The organism is Pedobacter sp. 10L46_2 (genome assembly GCF_056395165.1).
This window is the reverse complement of sequence record NZ_JBFTIZ010000456.1, coordinates 1-2189: the sequence shown is the minus strand read 5'-3', so window position 1 is coordinate 2189 and position 2189 is coordinate 1. Positions and strand designations below refer to the sequence as shown.

General features: G+C 39.0%; 1 protein-coding gene. It reads left to right on the top strand.

Annotated elements, in window-relative coordinates:
- Window positions 1–2189: response regulator (locus AC1DDX_RS26670; RefSeq protein WP_477622954.1), on the top strand; the 2189-nt coding region annotated here is incomplete at both ends.

Below are 2189 nucleotides of genomic sequence, written 5' to 3'. Positions count from 1 at the left end.
AGGTGGTGGTCTTTTGCTTTTTGATCGAAAGACGGGTAAAATAATTACACGTTATACCACAGAAAATGGACTGTGTAACAATTCCGTACTCAGCCTGCTCGATGATCAGAAGGGTAATCTATGGATCAGCACTTATAATGGGATTTCTAAATTTAACATTGCAAAAAAGGAGTTTACAAATTTTTATCAGAGTGACGGTCTTCAAAGTAACCAGTTTCAGATCAATTCAAGTCTGAGGCTAAAATCTGGAGAGATGGTATTTGGGGGGATAAAGGGATTTAATATTTTTCAGCCTGCAAGTATTGTCCCTGTTAACAATGCGCCCAATCTGTTGCTAACAGGACTCAACATTGATAATGTACCAGTTGAACAGCATCCTTCTTTTGTAAAAGAAAGTAAGAGTGGCAGGGTTCTGGAACTTAAGGTTCCTTATGATAAGGCAGTGTTTTCTTTTGAATTTACTGCGCTTGAATATTCTGCCTCCGATAAGATTTCGTACGCCTACTATATGGACGGATGGGACAGGGACTGGAATAAAGCAGGGAATTCGCGCACAGCTACTTATACCCATATGGATGAGGGTAGTTATGTTTTTAAAGTAAAAAGCACCAATATCGAGGGTGTTTGGAACAGTAAGCAAATCAATTTAAAGATTGTTGTATTGCCACCATGGTATCGTACCTGGTGGGCATACCTAATTTACTTCAGTGCAGTTGCGGCTTTAGTGTATCTGTATTTTCTCTATCAATCCAGACAAACTAAACTTACTTATGAAGTTAAAATAGCAAATCTCAGTGCAGAACGCAAAAAAGCCGAGTATGAAGCGGAAGTGGCAAAACATGAAAAAGAACGTCTTGAACATGAAAAAGAGCGTGTAATTAATGAGAATGAAAAAGAGTTGAATGAAAAAAGGCTGTCTTTCTTTACAAATATTTCCCATGAGTTCAGAACCCCATTAAGCCTGATCATCAATCCTGTTAAGGATTTGATGAAAAAGTCAGAAAACCGATCTTCTGAGGACATTAAGGAACTCGGTTTTATCCACAGAAATGCAAGAAGAATGCTGAGTCTGATTGATCAGCTCTTGCTTTTTAGAAAGGCCGAAGCGGGGTTTGACCATATTAGGGTTTCGAAATTAAACTTATATGATTTGTGTCAGGAGGTATATCTGTGCTTTACCCAGCAAGCAGCTTCAAGAGCGATTCAGTACGAGCTTATCTTCGAAAATAAAGCACTGGAAATTTTTGCTGATCGTGGGAAACTGGAAATTGTTTTGTTTAACCTGATATCGAATGCACTAAAATATACCCCTTCCGGTGGTGCCGTTTTGATCGAAGTAACAGAAACAACTGAAGATGTACTCATTAAAGTGGAAGATAACGGTTCTGGTGTTCCTGCCGATGCAGGCGATCAATTGTTCGAACGTTTTTACCAGGCCATACGAAAAGATAATTCCGCTAAACCGGGCTTCGGAATTGGTTTATTCCTGGCCAAACAATTTACAGACCTGCATAGTGGGCAATTAAGTTATACCAGTGAGCTGGGTAACGGCACCTCATTTTACCTTTCATTGTTAAAAGGACAATCGCATTTTCCGGAGGTTATCGCAGACCTGGATAATCAGGGTGAATCCGTCTTATTTAATGAAATGCTTGGCGAAGTGGATGCATTTTCAGATGAGTTTAATGCAGATGAAGAGGTAGAACTGATTAGTGATAAACAAAGTATCTTAATAGTTGATGACGAAGCAGATATCAGAACCTATATTAAAAGTGTATTCAAATCAGATTACCTGCTTTATGAAGCGGAAAACGGGACTGATGGACTGAAACTGGCTACAGAGAAATTACCTGACCTGATCATTACTGATTTCAGGATGCAGGGCATTGATGGAATAGAGTTTTGTGAAAAGATAAAGAATGACCCCGCATTATCATATATTCCCGTCATATTACTTACCGCAAGTGCTTCCGCAGACATAAAGCTAAAAAGTATGGAGGGTGGTGCTGATGACTATATCAGCAAACCATTTGAAAAAGAATACCTGGTGGCCCGTGTGGCAAATCTTTTGAAAAACAGGAATAACCTGCAGCGGTATTTTTATAATGAGATTACGCTTCAATCAAATAACCTGAACATATCCGAAGCTTATAAAGAATTCCTGGAAAAGTGTCTCATCATTGTTGAAC